This is a genomic window from Paenibacillus sp. JMULE4 (genome assembly GCF_013337105.1).
Classification (GTDB): domain Bacteria; phylum Bacillota; class Bacilli; order Paenibacillales; family NBRC-103111; genus Paenibacillus_G; species Paenibacillus_G naphthalenovorans.
Genome location: NZ_SGWF01000017.1, coordinates 185,463 through 201,934, shown reverse-complemented (window position 1 = coordinate 201,934; position 16,472 = coordinate 185,463). Strand labels below are relative to the sequence as shown.

At 51.4% G+C, this 16,472-nt stretch carries 16 protein-coding genes and 1 rRNA gene; all 17 read right to left on the bottom strand.

The annotated features are described in order from the left end of the window. Positions 1 to 19: 19 nt before the first annotated feature. The 17 genes from rlmB to rrf all read right to left on the bottom strand — a co-directional run bounded on the left by rlmB (position 20) and on the right by rrf (position 16,409). On the bottom strand, positions 20 to 763 hold the full coding sequence (gene rlmB, locus EXW96_RS19925; RefSeq protein WP_054818740.1) for a 23S rRNA (guanosine(2251)-2'-O)-methyltransferase RlmB: 744 nt from the start codon (positions 761 to 763) through the stop codon (positions 20 to 22). Positions 764 to 792: 29 nt separating this feature from the next. Continuing rightward, positions 793 to 1,230: a Mini-ribonuclease 3 gene (locus tag EXW96_RS19920; protein WP_054818700.1), complete on the bottom strand. Its 438-nt coding sequence runs from the start codon at positions 1,228 to 1,230 to the stop codon at positions 793 to 795. Positions 1,231 to 1,239: 9 nt separating this feature from the next. Next, on the bottom strand, positions 1,240 to 2,637 hold the full coding sequence (gene cysS, locus EXW96_RS19915) for a cysteine--tRNA ligase (protein WP_137671166.1): 1,398 nt from the start codon (positions 2,635 to 2,637) through the stop codon (positions 1,240 to 1,242). 2 nt (positions 2,638 to 2,639) lie between these two features. Beyond that, complete coding sequence (gene cysE / locus EXW96_RS19910) at positions 2,640 to 3,308, bottom strand: serine O-acetyltransferase (protein WP_174351241.1); 669 nt, start codon at positions 3,306 to 3,308, stop codon at positions 2,640 to 2,642. Positions 3,309 to 3,314: 6 nt separating this feature from the next. Then, the gene (locus EXW96_RS19905; protein ID WP_174351240.1) at positions 3,315 to 3,656 is read right to left on the bottom strand and encodes a hypothetical protein; all 342 of its coding nucleotides are present in this window, start codon (positions 3,654 to 3,656) and stop codon (positions 3,315 to 3,317) included. 87 nt (positions 3,657 to 3,743) lie between these two features. Next, complete coding sequence (gene gltX, locus EXW96_RS19900) at positions 3,744 to 5,195, bottom strand: glutamate--tRNA ligase (RefSeq protein WP_174351239.1); 1,452 nt, start codon at positions 5,193 to 5,195, stop codon at positions 3,744 to 3,746. Between the two features lie 84 nt (positions 5,196 to 5,279). Further along, entirely contained in the window at positions 5,280 to 5,765 is a 486-nt protein-coding gene (ispF, locus tag EXW96_RS19895) for a 2-C-methyl-D-erythritol 2,4-cyclodiphosphate synthase (protein ID WP_054818698.1), read from the bottom strand. Beyond that, positions 5,765 to 6,469 (bottom strand): 2-C-methyl-D-erythritol 4-phosphate cytidylyltransferase, encoded by a 705-nt coding sequence (gene ispD, locus EXW96_RS19890; protein ID WP_174351238.1) that lies wholly within the window; start codon positions 6,467 to 6,469, stop codon positions 5,765 to 5,767. Before ispD ends, ispF begins: the two co-directional genes overlap by 1 nt. A gap of 107 nt (positions 6,470 to 6,576) precedes the next feature. Then, positions 6,577 to 7,674, bottom strand: coding sequence for a PIN/TRAM domain-containing protein (locus EXW96_RS19885; protein ID WP_054818697.1), 1,098 nt, complete (start codon positions 7,672 to 7,674; stop codon positions 6,577 to 6,579). A 153-nt stretch (positions 7,675 to 7,827) separates the two neighbouring features. Further along, complete coding sequence (gene pssA, locus EXW96_RS19880) at positions 7,828 to 8,571, bottom strand: CDP-diacylglycerol--serine O-phosphatidyltransferase (protein WP_062410361.1); 744 nt, start codon at positions 8,569 to 8,571, stop codon at positions 7,828 to 7,830. A gap of 89 nt (positions 8,572 to 8,660) precedes the next feature. Then, positions 8,661 to 9,740, bottom strand: coding sequence for a DNA integrity scanning diadenylate cyclase DisA (gene disA, locus EXW96_RS19875; protein WP_256380575.1), 1,080 nt, complete (start codon positions 9,738 to 9,740; stop codon positions 8,661 to 8,663). 18 nt (positions 9,741 to 9,758) lie between these two features. Continuing rightward, a complete protein-coding gene (gene radA / locus EXW96_RS19870) occupies positions 9,759 to 11,126 on the bottom strand; it encodes a DNA repair protein RadA (RefSeq protein WP_062410360.1) in 1,368 nt (455 codons plus the stop codon). 149 nt (positions 11,127 to 11,275) lie between these two features. Beyond that, positions 11,276 to 13,720, bottom strand: coding sequence for an ATP-dependent protease ATP-binding subunit ClpC (gene clpC / locus EXW96_RS19865; protein ID WP_054818694.1), 2,445 nt, complete (start codon positions 13,718 to 13,720; stop codon positions 11,276 to 11,278). Between the two features lie 65 nt (positions 13,721 to 13,785). Further along, positions 13,786 to 14,853 (bottom strand): protein-arginine kinase McsB, encoded by a 1,068-nt coding sequence (mcsB, locus tag EXW96_RS19860; RefSeq protein ID WP_174351237.1) that lies wholly within the window; start codon positions 14,851 to 14,853, stop codon positions 13,786 to 13,788. A gap of 30 nt (positions 14,854 to 14,883) precedes the next feature. Continuing rightward, positions 14,884 to 15,405 (bottom strand): protein-arginine kinase activator protein McsA, encoded by a 522-nt coding sequence (gene mcsA / locus EXW96_RS19855; RefSeq protein WP_174351236.1) that lies wholly within the window; start codon positions 15,403 to 15,405, stop codon positions 14,884 to 14,886. 12 nt (positions 15,406 to 15,417) lie between these two features. Beyond that, positions 15,418 to 15,879, bottom strand: coding sequence for a CtsR family transcriptional regulator (locus EXW96_RS19850; RefSeq protein ID WP_174351235.1), 462 nt, complete (start codon positions 15,877 to 15,879; stop codon positions 15,418 to 15,420). A gap of 413 nt (positions 15,880 to 16,292) precedes the next feature. Beyond that, positions 16,293 to 16,409, bottom strand: a 5S ribosomal RNA gene (rrf, locus tag EXW96_RS19845). Between the last annotated feature and the right edge of the window lie 63 nt (positions 16,410 to 16,472).

Genomic DNA, 16,472 nt, shown 5'->3' with positions numbered 1-16,472 from the left:
CGCCCTGCTGGTAAGCGCGCTAGCGGGCTGCCGTCCGCTGCCGGACGACTTCATACATGAAGACCGATGCGGCGACAGAGGCATTCAGCGAATTAATTTGACCGAACATCGGGAGTTTAAGCAGAAAATCGCATTTTTCCTTAATCAACCGGCCGATCCCTTTACCTTCATTACCGATCACAATCGCCAGAGGCAGGTTCAGATTCGTCTGGTATACGGGCTGCTCGGCCCCGACATCCGCTCCGGCCACCCATACCCCGCGCTCCTTTAGCAGCTCGATGGTCTGCGCCAGATTCGTCACACGCGCTACCGGAACATACTCTACTGCACCCGCGGATGTTTTCGAGACGGCAGCCGTCAATCCCACGGAACGTCTTTTGGGGATAATGACCCCGTGCACGCCGGTACAGTCCGCTGTACGCAGAATGGAGCCAAGGTTATGCGGATCTTCTATTTCATCAAGCAAAAGCAAGAACGGCATCTCACCGCGCTCCTCCGCTCTCGCAAGCAAATCCTCGACTTCGACGTATGCATATGCCGCCACTTGCGCGACGATTCCTTGATGCTGCAGGCCCGAGGCCATTTGATCCAGCTTCCGCTTGTCAGCCAGCTGCACAACCACCCCGCTGCGCTTCGCTTCGGCAATAATCGGCTGGGCGAGCTGTTTTTGCGCCTGCTCGGCAATCCAAATTTTGTTGATCGTCCGCCCGGAACGCAGCGCTTCAAGTACGGAATGCTTTCCTCCGATAAATTCTTCTTCCATGCCCAAGGCCCCCTTTCCTTCTTCGAATGTTATTTATCCTGCTCCAACGACAGCAACATCAAATACTGAAGCCGCTCCCATTGCTGCGTGTAATACAAATAGCCGATCAGGCATTCAAACGCGGTGCTGTGCCGATATTCCAACACATCCGCATTCTTCGCGGTTGTCCCGGACTTGGCATTGCGCCCCCGCTTGACGACATCCTGTTCCTCTTCCGTGAGATGCGGCAGCCAACGCTGCAGCGATTTCGCCTGCGATTTTGCCGAAACATACCGGGTAGCCGTCCGATGCAAGTAGTTGGGCTTATGATTCGTTTGCGCCACCACATACTGCCTCACGAACACCTCGTAAATGGCGTCTCCCATATACGCCAGCACCAGCGGATGAAGCTGACCCGGTTCGCGGGCGGGCGGGAAGGAAAATAAATGGCTCTTGATCTCCTGATCCGACATTTCGTCCCATTTCATAAACTCGCCCTACTTCCGCCGCCAGCGGATGCCTTGAGGCGTATCTTCCAGTTGAATGCCGCGTTCTGTCAGCAGATCCCGGATTTCATCGGCGCGGGCCCAATTTTTCGCTTTTCGCGCTTCGGTCCTTTCTGTAATGAGCCGTTCCACCTCTTCATCCAATAATTCCTCTGCCTCCGGGGCCAATAGACCCAACACGCCGTCCATCGCTGCAAACTGCTGTACGAACAGCTCCAGGGAGCCGGACGTTACCCGCCCCGATTGCAAATAATTATTCGCGGCACTGACAAGCTCAAACACCGCCGTAATTGCATCCGGCGTATTGAAATCATCGTTCATCTTCGCTTCAAATTGCTCCTTGGCCGCACGGACCGCCTCCACGACCGCAGCGTCGGCCTCCCCCGCTTCCGCGGATTGCAGCCGGTGCTTCAAAGCGGCGATACAGTTGTCCAAACGGGCTAAGCTGCCCTTTGCTTGCTCCACCGCATCCTCGCTGAAATTCAACGGATTACGGTAATGGCCGGAGAGCATAAAATAGCGAATCACCTGGCCCGGCATCTCCTTGAGCAGTTGATGCACTTGAATGCCGTTCCCAAGCGATTTGGACATTTTTTCATTGTTGATATTCACAAATCCGTTATGCATCCAATAATTGGCCATCCGGCGGCCGGTTAATCCCTCGGATTGAGCGATTTCACATTCATGGTGCGGAAAAGTCAGGTCCTGGCCTCCACCGTGAATATCGATCGTTTCGCCCAAATATTTACGAACCAACGCCGAGCATTCGATATGCCATCCCGGGCGGCCTTCACCCCAGGGGCTTGACCAACTAATTTCACCCGGCTTCGCAGCCTTCCAAAGCACGAAATCTTGAGGATTCTCCTTGCGCTCGTCCACGTCTACCCGAATGCCGTACTGCAGCTCCTCCAGGTTTTGGTGGGAAAGCTTGCCGTACTCGGTAAATTTGGACGTCCGAAAATAAACGTCTCCTCCGGATTCGTAGGCGTAATCATTGGCTACCAGCCCCGAAATGAACTCGATGATGTCCGCCATGTTCTCCGTCACGCGGGGATGCGCCGTCGCTTTGCGAACGCCCAGACCCGCCGTATCCTCATAATACTTTTGAACAAACAAGTCCGCCACCTCCGGAACGGTGGTGCCCATCTCCGCGGCCTTCTTGATCAGCTTGTCATCCACATCGGTAAAATTCACAATGAACGTCACATCATAACCTACCGACTCCAGATAACGGCGAACCACATCGAAAAAAATAACCGGTCTGGCATTCCCGATGTGAATATAATCATATACGGTCGGACCGCACACATACATTTTTACTTTACCCGGTTCCAGCGGTATAAAGTTTTCTTTCGTACGTGTCATCGTGTTATAAATCTTAAGCGACATGCTCAATCGTTTCCTCCGATCTTTGTTTTCACTGGTTCCCTTTTCTGCTCCCTTTGCTGCGCCGCCTTCAGCTCGTCAACCTGCTCCTGCAGCTGTTTGAACATATCGATGATCGGATCGGGAAGCTTATCATGCTCCAACCGACCGATACGAACGCCATCCCTCTTGACGATGCGTCCCGGAATTCCCACTACGGTGCTGTTCGGCGGCACTTCGCTCAACACTACCGCATTCGAGCCGATGCGGGAGTTGTCTCCTACCGTGAATGAACCCAACACCTTGGCTCCGGCCGAAATGACCACATTATTGCCGATGGTCGGATGGCGCTTCCCTCGCTCTTTGCCTGTACCCCCCAGCGTTACACCATGATACAACAGTACGTCATCGCCGATTTCGCAGGTTTCTCCAATGACGACGCCCATGCCGTGGTCGATAAAAAATCTCCGTCCGATAACCGCACCCGGGTGAATCTCAATGCCCGTCATAAACCTGCTGATCTGAGAAATCACTCGGGCCAGCGTATACCATCTTTTTTTATAAAGCCAATGCGCGACCCGATGCGCCCAAAGCGCATGCAAACCGGCATAAGTAAAGACGACTTCAAACCATCCCCTGGCCGCGGGGTCGTTCTCAAAGATCGTATTGATGTCTTCTTTCATCCGTTCGAACATATCGTTTCACCGCTTCCCTTTCCTAATCCCCCAAGCGAAAGAAAGAACGTCGCGCAAAAAACGCCTCCGCAGCCGATTTCGGCTGCAGAGGCGTTCAAATACCGCGGTTCCACTCTGCTTGGATAAGTATAAATCCTCTTCCCAGCAGCCATGATTGGCCGGGAAGCTTATCCATCTCGTATCGTTCGTATCGTGAACGTCACGGTAAAGGCTACCCTGCCGCTGCAGCCGGAGCGCTCGCAGGCAGATCGTCTTTACAGCTCCCGGGTGCACTTCCGGATAAAGAGGATTGGACAACTTGCAGCCGGCATGCCCCCACACCGGTTGTCCTCTCTGAGAATCCCGCATTTTTCCGTACTTTCCCGTTCGTCGCCACTAAGTATGAAGTTAAAGCAATATCAATGATCTCTATAGTATATCGAAAAAACGGAAGTTTTACAATAACTTCTTCACCCGTTGAATCACCTTTTCTTTGCCCAACAAATACAAGGTCCTATTCAGATCGGGCCCATGCATTTGACCCGTCAGGGCCACTCTCACCGTCATAAAGAGCTGCTTCCCTTTATAGCCGGTTTCCGTTTGGACAGCTTTCAGCATCGCCTTTAGAGCATCGACATCAAACTCTGACGCCTGTTCCACCTGGGTTAAGAAGCTGTGCAATACGACGGGTGCATGCTCTTCCGCAAGCATCGCTTTAGCTTCTTCATCATAGCTGACCTCCTCACGGAAGAACAGCTCCGACAAATCAACAATCTCAGCGGCATAGCGCAGCTGCTCCTGATACAGCCCGATCAGGGAGTGAGCCCACTGCCGCTGCTCGTCCGTCAACTCCTGTGGCAGTCTGCCCGCTTTTTGAAGATGGGGCAGTGCCAGCTCTGCAATACGCTCGGTATCCGCCTTTTTGATGTAGACGTTGCTCATCCAATTGAGCTTATCCATATCGAATACCGCAGGACTCTTGGACAACCGGTCGAGATCGAATCCTGCAATCAGCTCTTCCCTTGTGAAGATTTCTTCCTCCCCTTTCGGAGACCAGCCTAGGAGCGCGATAAAGTTCATCACCGCTTCCGGCAAATAACCCAGATCCCTATACTGCTCGATAAATTGGATGATCGATTCGTCCCGTTTGCTCATTTTTTTGCGGTCCTGATTCAGGATCAGCGCCAAATGCGCGAATTCCGGCACAGGAAGGCCAAGCGCTTCATACATCATGATCTGCCGCGGCGTATTGGTCAGGTGCTCTTCCCCGCGAATAACTAGGGTGATGTCCATCAGGTGGTCATCCAGAATGACCGCAAAGTTATACGTCGGGATGCCGTCGGGGCGGACGATAATGAAATCGCCGATGCCGTTCGTATCGAATTCGACGTGCTCGCGAATCCGATCCTCGAAAGCAATCGTCCGGTTCTCCGGCACACGGAAGCGGATCGACGGCTTGCGGCCTTCCGCTTTGTAGGCCTCCGCCTGCTCCGGCGTCAGATGGCGGCATTTGCCCGAATACATCGGCATCTGGCCCGCAGCCTCCTGCTTAGCCCGCTCCTCCTCCAGCTCCGCTTCCGTACAGTAACAGTAGTAGGCGTTGCCTTCCTGCAGCAGCCGGTCAATAAAAGGCCGGTACAGGTCCAGCCGTTCGGTTTGGCGATACGGCCCATACGGTCCTCCTACATCCACACTCTCGTCCCATTCGATACCCAGCCACTTCAATCCGTTCAGTTGGCTGTCCACTCCGGTTTCCACATGCCGGGTTTGATCCGTATCTTCGAAACGGATCACGAACTGTCCGCCTTCCTTACGGGCGATCAAATAGTTAAACAGCGCCGTACGCGCTCCCCCGATATGCAAGTGCCCTGTCGGGCTCGGCGCATACCTCACACGAAACTTTGCCATACGTTGTTCTCCTCCCCTGCTCCGCAGGCGTTCCTTCAGACCGAACGATGCCTGCAAGCCGATCAACCGTCAAAATAATATGTGTTATGATAGCACACCTTGGACAAGACAAACAACCGCTTGTGCCGCTATTCCTTCTCCGCGTCCCGTAAATCCAAGCTGCTCGGTCGTCGTTGCTTTCACATTGACTTGGCTCGTCTCCGCCTCCAGCGCCTGAGCGATGCGCTCCGCCATCGCCGGAATATACGGAGCCATCTTCGGTTTTTGCGCGATGATGGTGCAATCCACATTTCCCAAACGGTATCCCGCTTCCTTCGCCTTCCCCCATATGTCTACCAGCAGCTTATAGCTGTCCGCATCTTTAAAGGCGGCATCCGTATCGGGATAGTGCTTGCCGATATCCCCAAGCCCGAGCGCTCCCAGAATGGCATCACTCACCGCATGCAGCAGCACGTCCGCGTCCGAATGCCCGAGCAGTCCCTTCTCGTACGGGATTTCCACTCCGCCGATGATGCACTTGCGCCCTTCCACCAACTGGTGTACATCAAAGCCTTGTCCTACCCGAATCATCATTTCTTCTCTCCCCTGACATTGCGAATAATCCACTCCGCCCAAGGCAGATCCTCGGGAGTCGTGATTTTAATATTGTAATAGTCGGCTTCCACTACCGACACGCGGATCCCCATCCGCTCCACCAGCATGGCATCGTCCGTCCCTGTAAACCCTTCTTGCCGGGCGCGTTCGTGCGCCTCCAGCAGCACGGAAAAACGAAAAGCCTGCGGCGTTTGGATCGCCCACAAGCTGCTCCGGTCAGGAGTGGATTGGATCACCCCCGAGCCGTCCACGACTTTGATCGTGTCCTTCACGGGCACGGCAAGCACTGCCGCCTCCGTCTTCATCGCTTGATGCAGACAGGCGGCGAGGTGCTCAACTGCCGTGAACGGCCTGACGCCGTCATGTACCATGACCCAATCGACAGTCCCTTTCAAGGCCTGCAAGCCCTGATAAACGGAATCCTGCCGTTCTTTTCCACCCTGTATAATATGCTTTACTTTGCCCAGTCCGTACTCCCTGACAAACTGACCGCAGCGCGGCACATCGTCCGCTCCGGTAACGAGCGCAACGCTGCTTACCGGAGCGAAGCGTTCAAACAGCTCCAGCGTATGTACGAGAATCGGCTTATGATCAATCAGCAAATACTGCTTGCTTTCTTTTGTGCCCATCCGCGAGCCCTTGCCCGCAGCGACAACGACTACTCCAAGTCTGATCGTCAACTTGTCCACCTGCCACAACATATCGGCTTCAGGGCCCTGCTTTCGCGAAAGCTGCCGTTTCCGGCAAGACATGGGCCCGATTAGCGCATCTACACTATCATACCGCGTTAGAGCGCTTTTTCCAATAGCTTGGGCTTAGCAAAAATCATTCGTCCGGCTGAAGTTTGCAGAACACTCGTCACCAGAACATCCAGTGTCGTGCCGATAAAGTCACGCCCGCCTTCGACCACAATCATCGTGCCGTCATCCAAATAAGCGACGCCTTGACCGTGCTCTTTGCCGTCCTTGATTACCTGCACGAGAATTTCCTCTCCCGGCAGTACGACCGGTTTCACCGCATTGGCCAAATCGTTGATGTTCAGGACCGACACGCCCTGAAGCTCGCATACTTTATTCAGGTTGAAATCGTTCGTGATCACTTTGCCTTGAAGCAATTTCGCCAGCTTGACCAATTTGCTGTCCACCTCGGAAATCTCTTCAAAATCCCCTTCATAGATCAGCACCTTCACGTCGAGCTCCTTTTGAATCTTGTTCAAAATATCAAGCCCCCGACGTCCGCGGTTTCTTTTCAACAGATCGGAGGAATCGGCAATATGCTGAAGCTCCTCCAGCACGAATTCCGGAATGACCAGTGTACCTTCAATAAACCCCGTCTTGCAGATATCTGCAATCCGGCCGTCGATAATGACGCTCGTATCCAGAATTTTATGCTCCTCAAACTCTTTGGCTTCGCCTGAAGCGCCGCGTCTCCGATCCGACCTCCGCTTATCGAGTGCGGCTAACAACTCTTCTTTCTTCAAGATCCCCATCCGGTATCCCGCATACGAGAAAATCGCGATACACAGCATATGCAGCAGCGGATTGAATATACCCGCACGCGCCAAAGGATTCAGCAGAACGGAAGAGACCAACAATCCCATCACCATTCCCGCCGCCCCGGCAAGCATATCGGCCGCCGGCATATTCGCCGCGCGTTCTTCCCCCTGAACCATGACCTTAAGCAGAGAATTTAGCGCCCAGGAGCTCATCGAATAAAAGAAGAGTGCTCCCACCCCAAACATCCATGCTCCCTGCCCTTTTATTTCATGAATACCCGTTACTGTACCTATGACTTCAAATAATGGTTTACCTATCGTATCACTCCATTGTAATCCAAGCGTACCGCCAATAACTGCGAATAGAAGCTGGAACCATTTTTTCATCATAGACTTCACCTCCATCAAAATCGGTTGCATAACCCCTTACGTTACAATTATGAACCAAAAGTTTCCTGCCTAATCGTTCCGTAAGAAAAAACAAAAAAGCATTTATTTCCATAAGGAAAATAAATGCTTTTCATTTTCACGGACATCTCTTCGTTAAATTGTCGTTGTTTTGGATTCCGGTTCTTCCATCGTATTCGTTTTCTTTTTCTTCAGGCGGAGAAAGACGAAAAGACGGTCAACGTTTTTTTTTAGGCCGTACAGTGCATACAGGAGCAGCGGTACAAAGATGATCTTGGACAGTGTGCCCGGAAATTGAACGGCAATGACAACGGCGATGATCACCACGATCGGGGTTACCCATATCGCCGCTTTTGGAATGCCCACCTTCTTGAAGTTCGGATATTTCACCGTGCTGACCATCAGATAGGACAGGAGAAGTGTGGCCAAGACAAGCACCATGGTGCTCAGCTCATTGTGAAACAGAGCAAGCGTACAAAGAACACCGCCGGCAGCCGGTATGGGCAGACCGATAAAGTAGCCGGGCGTACCGGCAATCACGTTGAAGCGAGCCAACCGCAGCGCTCCGCAAATGGGGAAAATCGCCGTGACAATCCACGCCCCTGCCGCGTTCATCTCGGTAAAGGCCATAACATACATAATGAACGCCGGAGCCACCCCAAACGAGATGACATCGGACAGCGAATCCAGTTCCTTGCCGAATTCGCTTTGAACATTGAGCGCACGGGCCACCCGTCCGTCCAAACCGTCAAGCAGCATAGCCACAAGCACCATAATAGCCGCCAGCTCGGGTTTATTGTTAAACACCATAATGATCGAAATGATGCCGAGAAACAGGTTCCCGACGGTAAACAAATTCGGGAGGGATTTCGTTATCATGATTAATCCACCTCTGGTTATACTGTGCCCTATTCAAAAAAACCTAACCCAATTCAATTATACTAAGGTACCTTATGATTGTATGCAAGTTAGATATGCCTGTCAATGAGTACCTGATCTTGAATTCGTTTTAGGCCTTCTTTTATCGTTCGGGCCCTTACTTCTCCGATTCCGTCCACTTCGTCCAGTTCCTCGATCGTGGCCATCATCAGATGAGGAAGCTGTTCGAAGCGCTCGATCAGATTATGAATGATCACCGACGGCAGCCTCGGGATTTTATTCAATACCCGATACCCCCGCGGGGATACGATTTCCTCCGCACTGTTGGTCGCATGCGGGAATCCAAGCACTCGGGCAATGTGGGAATGATCCAGCATTTCGTCGGTGGCCAGCCGTTTGAGCGAGTTCAAGACTTCTTTAACCTTTTCGTCGCTGGGATCCTTGACATAATCTTTAATCAGCAAAAAGGCTTCGTATTCCGTATTACCGACCAATTCATGCAGCTGCATACTGATCAGACGGCCTTCGTTCCCCAGCTCGTTGATGTAGCGATTAATTTCCGCTTTAATACGCAGCACCATCTCGATACGTTGTATAACTCCCGTTACATCATGTAGCGTCACGAGCTCTTCAAATTCCGAAGCGCCAAGGTTCGTCAAATCCTGATCGAGTACAGATTTATATTTTTCCAACGTTTGAATCGCCTGATTCGCCTTGGTCAAAATCACACCAATATCTTTTAAGGCATACCGCAAATTTCCTTGATACAGCGTGATGACGTTTCGCCGCTGCGAAATCGACACTACCAGCTTGGAAGTCTGCTTCGCGACGCGCTCTGCTGTCCGGTGACGGATCCCCGTTTCGGTGGATGGGATGGATGAATCCGGAATCAGCTGTGTATTGGCATAAAGTATGCGTTTGAGATCTTCGCTGAGAATGATGGCGCCGTCCATTTTGGCCAACTCATATAAATAGTTTGGGGAAAAGTCACAGTTGATGGAAAATCCTCCGTCCACAATTTCCATCACTTCCGGACTGTATCCTACGACGATCAGACCGCCGGTTTTGGCTCGCAGCACATTTTCGAGCCCTTCCCGAAAAGGGGTTCCCGGCGCTACCAACTGCAGCAGTTGGCTCATCACGTCGCGTTTCGCTTCTTCCTTGCTCAAAGGTGTCCCTCCTGACGGTTATACTAAAGCTGCTGATAGCGCTTCGGCTACAGTATTCACACCGATGATTTCAATTCCTGCGGGCGGCGTCCACCCCTTCAGGCTTTTGTGCGGGAGAATGACCCGCTTGAAGCCGAGCTTCTGCGCTTCGCGCACCCGCTGATCTACTCGGGAAACGCCGCGGACCTCACCGGTCAGGCCCACCTCGCCGAAGACAACGTCGAACGGCTGTGTAGGCTGATCGCGGAAGCTTGAGGCAATGCTCACCGCCACAGCAAGGTCTACTGCCGGTTCGTCGAGCTTGACTCCGCCTGCGATATTGAGGTAAGCGTCCTGATTCTGCAAGAACAGACCCATCCGTTTCTCCAGCACAGCGATGATCAGCGACAACCTGTTGTGATCATAGCCGGTGGCCATCCTCCGGGGAGAAGGGAAATTTGTGGTCGATACGAGCGCCTGCAGTTCAACCAGAACCGGCCTGGTTCCCTCCATGCTCGCAACCACGGTTGAACCGGATACACCCATCGGCCGTTCCGACAAGAACAGCTCCGAAGGGTTGCTCACCTCGACTAATCCGCTCTCCCGCATTTCAAAAATACCGATCTCATTCGTCGAACCGAACCGGTTCTTTACGGCACGCAGAAGACGATACGAGTGATGCCGCTCCCCTTCAAAATAAAGCACGCAATCGACCATATGCTCGAGAAGTCGCGGCCCGGCAATCGACCCCTCCTTAGTAACATGGCCCACAAGCACGGTGGCAATGCCTCTCCCTTTAGCGATGCGCATAAAATGCCCTGTGCATTCTCTGACCTGAGATACGCTGCCGGGTGCCGAAGCCACAGCGGGATGATATACCGTCTGAATGGAATCAATGACGACAAAATCCGGCTCCATCTCATCAATCGCCGCCTCGATATACTCCACGTTCGTTTCACTAAGTACAAACAGCAAACCGGAGACCGCTTGAAGCCGGTCGGCTCGGAGCTTCGTCTGCCTGACGGATTCTTCGCCGGAAATATACAGCACTTTGAGATTTTGCTGCGTCAATGCGTAGGAAGCCTGCAGCAGAAGTGTCGATTTGCCAATTCCAGGATCGCCCCCTACCAGAATAAGGGATCCTGGTACGACGCCTCCTCCCAACACACGGTTTAACTCCCGGTTATCCGTGATAATGCGCTCTTCCTGACTGCTTTCTATGTTTATGATGGAAACTGCTTTTTCTTTCTTATCGGAAAAAGATAAATGAAGCCCCCTGCTCTTGCCGGAAGTCTCCACTTCTTCCACAAATGTATTCCAAGCTCCGCAGCCAGGGCATTTGCCGAACCATTTCGGCGTTTCGTAGCCGCACTGCTGACAAAAAAACTTTGTTTTTGCTTTGGCCATTGCGCCTCCTAATCCTGCTTCAAGCCCAAACGCGCTTATAGTACTACAAAACAAAGTTTACCATGATGCAACACCCTTGAAAACCCTCCCAGTTCATTCCGTATAAAGAAAAATCCGACCAGCCGGAAAACGGCAGCCGGATTTTTTCATTATGCTTGTGAAGCGACGCCTTGATTGCGCTCCACAATCAACTCGCCTTCTTTCTCATCAATCGTAAGCGTATCGCCCTTACTGATGTTGCCGCGGAGCAATTCTTCAGACAAACGATCTTCAATATGCTTTTGAATCGCTCTGCGTAGAGGCCTTGCACCAAATGCCGGATCGTAGCCTTCTTTGGCAAGGAATGCCTTGGCCGCATCGGTCAGTACGAAATCCACTTCCTGTTCCTTCAGACGTTTACGCAGTTCTTCGGCCATCAACGATACGATTTCGCCGATATGCTTTTCGTCCAGGGAGTGGAATACGATGATTTCGTCGATCCGGTTCAAGAACTCCGGACGGAAGCTCTTCTTCAGTTCGCCCATGACTTTGTCCTTCATGTTTGCGTAATCTCTGCCCGAATCTTGTGCCGCAGTAAAGCCCAGCGTCGAGTTTTTCTTAATCAAATCCGCCCCGACGTTGGATGTCATGATAATCAGCGTGTTGCGGAAATCTACTGTACGGCCCTTGGAGTCCGTTAAACGTCCGTCTTCAAGCACTTGAAGCAAGATATTAAACACTTCCGGATGGGCCTTCTCAATTTCATCCAAAAGAACGACAGAGTACGGCTTGCGGCGTACTTTCTCCGTAAGCTGTCCGCCTTCCTCATATCCGACGTATCCCGGAGGCGCTCCAACCAAACGGGAAGTGGAATGCTTCTCCATGTACTCGGACATGTCAATCCGGATCACCGCGTTTTCATCGCCGAACAGCGACTCCGCCAAAGCGCGGGCCAATTCCGTTTTACCGACCCCTGTCGGCCCAAGGAATATAAATGAACCCATCGGACGCTTCGGATCCTTCAGCCCCGCTCTTGCACGACGGATTGCGCGGCTCACGGCTTTCACCGCTTCATCCTGTCCGATCACCCGATCGTGCAGAATGGATTCCATTTTGAGCAGACGCTCGGTTTCTTCTTCAGCCAGCTTCACCACCGGGATGCCGGTCCAGCTGGCCACCACTTGGGCGATATCTTCCGGCGTCACCTCGGAGTCGGTGCGGCCTTGTTTTTCCTTCCATTCGTTCTTTGTGGCATCGAGCTCTTCTCTCATCTTCTGCTCCGTGTCGCGAAGCGCGGCTGCTTTCTCGAATTCCTGGCTCTGTACGGCAGCATCCTTCTCCTTGCGGATGTCTTCCAAACGGCTTTCGAGCTTTTTCAGATCCGGCGGAACGGTGTAAGAGCGAAGCCTTACTTTTGAGCTTGCCTCATCGATCAAATCAATCGCTTTGTCCGGGAGGAAGCGGTCCGTGATGTAACGATCGGAGAGCTTCACGGCTTGCTCAATCGCTTCATCTGTAATTTTTACACGATGGTGTGCTTCATACCGGTCACGAAGCCCATGGAGAATTTGAATCGCCTCTTCCGGAGAAGGCTGATCCACCGTAATCGGCTGGAAGCGTCTTTCCAAAGCGGCATCCTTCTCGATATATTTGCGATATTCATCCAGCGTCGTCGCTCCGATGCACTGCAGTTCGCCGCGGGCCAGCGCCGGCTTCAGGATATTGGAGGCATCGATTGCGCCTTCCGCTCCGCCTGCACCGATAAGCGTATGGAGCTCATCAATGAAAAGAATGATGTTGCCGGCTTGACGAATTTCATCCATGATTTTTTTCAGACGGTCTTCGAATTCGCCGCGGTATTTGGTACCGGCTACGACAGATCCCATATCCAAAGTCATCACGCGTTTGTCACGCAAAGTCTCGGGAATCTCATTGGCTACAATTTTCTGGGCCAGGCCTTCCGCAATAGCGGTTTTACCAACCCCCGGTTCCCCGATCAGGACCGGATTGTTCTTCGTTCTGCGGCTGAGCACCTGAATGACGCGCTCGATTTCCTTGCTCCGGCCGATAACCGGATCGAGGTTGCCTTCTTTGGCATAGGCGGTCAAATCACGCGCCAGACCGTCCAAAGTCGGTGTATTTACATTAGCAGGGCTACCATGGTTCGGCGAGACCACCTCGCTGCTGCCAAGCAGTTGGAGCACTTGTTGGCGGGCTTTATTCAAGCTTACGCCCAAATTGCCCAGCACTCGCGCTGCAACACCTTCGCCTTCGCGAATCAATCCGAGCAGAATATGCTCCGTTCCGACATACGTATGCCCGAGTTTTCGCGCCTCATCCATGGACAGCTCAATAACCTTTTTGGCTCGAGGGGTATAAGCGATATTCGTCGGCTGTTCTTGTCCTCTGCCGATCAGCGATTCGACTTCGTCCTGAATTTTCTCCAAACCAAGCCCCAACGCGATCAGCGCCTTGGCCGCAATTCCTTCGCCTTCGCGAATCAAACCGAGCAAAATATGCTCCGTTCCAATATTGTTATGACCCAAACGAACGGCTTCTTCCTGAGCCAAAGACAGTACTTTCTGCGCACGTTCTGTAAATCTGCCAAACATCATGTGTAACACCTCCAAAAATTAGTAAGGGAATATGGTTTCCACATTAACATGAACTCGGCCTGGCTTCAATCCGATTGTGATATTTTGTCCCGGATCAGCTGGGCCCTTCTAATGTCTCTTTCTTCAGGGGTTAGCTTTTCTCCTGCTAATTGCTGTAAAAAACCCGGTTGGGTCATCACGAGAAGCTCATTCAGTACGTTTGGTGACACATTCTTGATAAATTGTAAATCAATGCCGAGCCGAACATCCGACAACCGCTGCGTCGCTTCTTTGGAGTCCATAATCGCCGCATAGGAAAGAATTCCATAGGAACGGCTGACTCGATCGATAATTTTGGCTTTGGTTTCATGTACCAACTTCTGTCTGGCCGCCCGTTCATGCTCGATGATCTGTCTGACTACGCTGTAAAGATTGTCGATAATTTCCTCTTCCGATTGTCCGAGCGTAATCTGGTTGGATATTTGGAACAGATTGCCCAGAGCCTCGCTGCCTTCACCATACAGACCCCGAACCGCCAAGCCTACCTGTGTGATAGCCGACAAAATTCGATTGATCTGCTGAGTCAGCACCAACGCCGGAAGGTGAATCATAACCGACGCGCGAATACCGGTTCCGACATTTGTCGGGCAGCTCGTCATGTACCCTCTTTTCTCATCAAATGCGTAGTTCAGCTGCACCTCGAAAGCATCGTCGATTTCATTAGCCATCTCCCACGCTTCTTTAATTTGAAAACCGGGGCACAGGCATTGTATTCGCAGATGGTCTTCTTCATTCACCATGATGCTGATCGATTCATTATCGCTCAAAATAACCGCACCGTTCCGTGACTCGTTAGCCAGGGCCGGACTGATCAGATGCTTTTCAACCAGCACCCGTTTTTCCAAATCATTCAATTCCGAGAGCGGAAGCAGCGTAAACTTGCTGATCGTATTCAATTCATCATTATGAAGCGCCTGAGCTACTTGATCCAAAACCTCTTTTGACTGTTGGTTCGTCGCCAACATAGGAAAAGGGTAGGCCCGTAAATTCCGGGCAATGCGAATTCTGCTGCTCATCACGATATCCGAATCTGGGCCATCCGCCTTCATCCAATCACTCAGAGCATGCTTTGTAAATCGGCTCGCCTCTGTCATAAGCATTCCCCCCAACAACCTGTCATTATCTCAGCCTTCGGCTACTTTCTTTTCTAATTCCCGAATCTGATCCCGAAGCTTGGCCGCTTGCTCAAATTCTTCATTTTCAACGGATAACAGCAGCTCCTTTTTGAGCCGATCGATTTCGCGCCTATATTTAATCAACCCGCCAGATCGTTTTGGAACCTTGCCGGTGTGAATGATATTTCCGTGGACTCTTTTGAAAAGGGGTTCGAGCTTCTCACCGAAATATTTGTAGCATTCGCTGCAGCCGAATCGTCCTACTTTACTAAATTGACTATAAGTAAGCCCGCAATGCTCGCAGCGGCTCGGTTGAACTTTATTCGCCAGCGTGCCGGGCGTTGATGAGGGTTCAAAGTCAAGTAATCCGCTCAACAGATTGTGAATGGAAAAGCCGTTCGGGGTTCCCGGTATCAGCTCTCCCTTTTCCCTGGCACACGTTTCACAAATGTGAAATTCCGTCTTCTCGCCATTCATAATTTTAGTAAAATGCAGCGTTGCTTGTTTTTTACCACATTCTTGACATAACATTCGGTTCCCTCCTCATTTGCTAAGTAAGGAGATCAGCATGGCTTTAAGAAGCTTCGCCCGAATCTCGTCGCGAAGAGGCAGTTTCAAGGTGAGCACCTCTCTTGCCATAGCTGCCTTCATGATGGCCGCTTCCCTTTCGGAAATGAAGCCGCCCTCCTCTAGCTGGTACAACAGACCTTCCGAAGCGGATTGATCCATATGCGAGCCGATCGTTCGAAAAATATGGTCAAGCACAGGGCCATGAGAATGCAGTTTAATCTTCTGAATTCGAATGTACCCGCCGCCGCCTCGTTTACTTTCCACAATGTACCCTTTTTCCAAAGTAAAACGGGTACTGATGACATAGTTGATTTGTGATGGAACACAGTTGAACTGATCGGCAAGTTCATTACGCTGGATCTCAATCACGCCGCCCGGGCTCTGCTGCAAAATTTGCTTCAGATACTGTTCGATAACTTCTGAAACATTTCGCATCCGTTCGACCTCCAAAGGCAGAAGTAAAGCCAGTTCGTAAAATGTTGTGTGAAAGCCATTGAAAATCTCAATTATTGACTTTGACTTTCTTTGACTTTAAAAACATTATATCAGATTTTTACAATAATGCAACACCCCGCAGTGCTCCAGACTAAGCCAACAGCGAGATGCTCCGATATCACATTTGTTTAACTTCGTTTAAGCAACAACGGATTCGGTTCCTATGCTTATTATGTATTCTTTCCCTAAGATTATGTCTTTAAATAATACCGTGCGCTTATTTTTAAAAAACACCCCATCGTTTATTTCATATACCGCAAAAGCATTTCAAATTGATAAGATGTGCTTATTTTATGCATCACACAACAGGAAAGAGCCTCTTCGGATTATAAATCCAAAGAGGCTCTTTCATTGCTTGGCGACGTTCTACTCTCCCAGGACCCTGCGGTCCAAGTACCATCGACGCTGGAAGGCTTAACGGTCGTGTTCGGTATGGGTACGCGTGGTTCCCTTCCGCCATCATCACCAAACGTATTCATTTCTCAAGGCTTGCGCCCTGAAAACTGGATCGAAACCAAGCCGCTGATCATCTT

Bases quoted from the DNA above. Each gene is read 5' to 3' on its own strand.
- rlmB (WP_054818740.1), bottom strand. From the start codon at position 763: ATGGAAGAAGAATTTATCGGAGGAAAGCATTCCGTACTTGAAGCGCTG.
- EXW96_RS19920 (WP_054818700.1), bottom strand. From the start codon at position 1,230: ATGAAATGGGACGAAATGTCGGATCAGGAGATCAAGAGCCATTTATTT.
- cysS (WP_137671166.1), bottom strand. From the start codon at position 2,637: ATGTCGCTTAAGATTTATAACACGATGACACGTACGAAAGAAAACTTT.
- cysE (WP_174351241.1), bottom strand. From the start codon at position 3,308: ATGTTCGAACGGATGAAAGAAGACATCAATACGATCTTTGAGAACGAC.
- EXW96_RS19905 (WP_174351240.1), bottom strand. From the start codon at position 3,656: ATGCGGGATTCTCAGAGAGGACAACCGGTGTGGGGGCATGCCGGCTGC.
- gltX (WP_174351239.1), bottom strand. From the start codon at position 5,195: ATGGCAAAGTTTCGTGTGAGGTATGCGCCGAGCCCGACAGGGCACTTG.
- ispF (WP_054818698.1), bottom strand. From the start codon at position 5,765: ATGATTCGGGTAGGACAAGGCTTTGATGTACACCAGTTGGTGGAAGGG.
- EXW96_RS19885 (WP_054818697.1), bottom strand. From the start codon at position 7,674: ATGATGAAAAAATGGTTCCAGCTTCTATTCGCAGTTATTGGCGGTACG.
- pssA (WP_062410361.1), bottom strand. From the start codon at position 8,571: ATGATAACGAAATCCCTCCCGAATTTGTTTACCGTCGGGAACCTGTTT.
- radA (WP_062410360.1), bottom strand. From the start codon at position 11,126: ATGGCCAAAGCAAAAACAAAGTTTTTTTGTCAGCAGTGCGGCTACGAA.
- clpC (WP_054818694.1), bottom strand. From the start codon at position 13,720: ATGATGTTTGGCAGATTTACAGAACGTGCGCAGAAAGTACTGTCTTTG.
- mcsB (WP_174351237.1), bottom strand. From the start codon at position 14,853: ATGACAGAGGCGAGCCGATTTACAAAGCATGCTCTGAGTGATTGGATG.
- mcsA (WP_174351236.1), bottom strand. From the start codon at position 15,405: ATGTTATGTCAAGAATGTGGTAAAAAACAAGCAACGCTGCATTTTACT.
- EXW96_RS19850 (WP_174351235.1), bottom strand. From the start codon at position 15,879: ATGCGAAATGTTTCAGAAGTTATCGAACAGTATCTGAAGCAAATTTTG.